The organism is Pedobacter sp. BG31 (assembly GCF_042464845.1).
In the GTDB taxonomy this organism is placed as follows: domain Bacteria; phylum Bacteroidota; class Bacteroidia; order Sphingobacteriales; family Sphingobacteriaceae; genus Pedobacter; species Pedobacter suwonensis.
Map to the genome: position 1 here is coordinate 1 of NZ_JBHNZK010000064.1, position 380 is coordinate 380.

The following is a 380-nucleotide window of genomic DNA, read 5'->3' on the forward strand; positions in this document are numbered from 1 at the left end:
CGCTGACTTATACCTTTGCCCCGGCACTGGTAAGCGGTGATAGTTTCAGCGGAAGCCTGACCAGGACACCTGGCGAGAACGTGGGTACTTACGCGATCAACCAGGGCACACTGGCTTTAAGCAGCAATTATACCTTAACTTATGTTGGTGCTGATCTGACGATCGGAGCGAAAACCATTACGGTAACGGCTGCAGCGAAGAGCAAAACCTATGGTGATGCCGATCCTGCGCTGACCTATACCTTTGCACCGGCACTGGTAACCGGTGATAGTTTCAGCGGAAGCTTAACCAGAACACCGGGTGAAAACGTGGGTACTTATGCGATCAATCAGGGAACGTTAGTCTTAAATGGGAACTATGTTATCTCTTACCCTGTCTCT

Annotated in this window: 1 protein-coding gene; it reads left to right on the top strand. The window is 50.3% G+C overall.

What is annotated here, in order from left to right; translation table 11 throughout:
• Nucleotides 1–380: MBG domain-containing protein (locus ACFE6N_RS23555; protein WP_378940384.1), on the top strand; the 380-nt coding region annotated here is incomplete at both ends.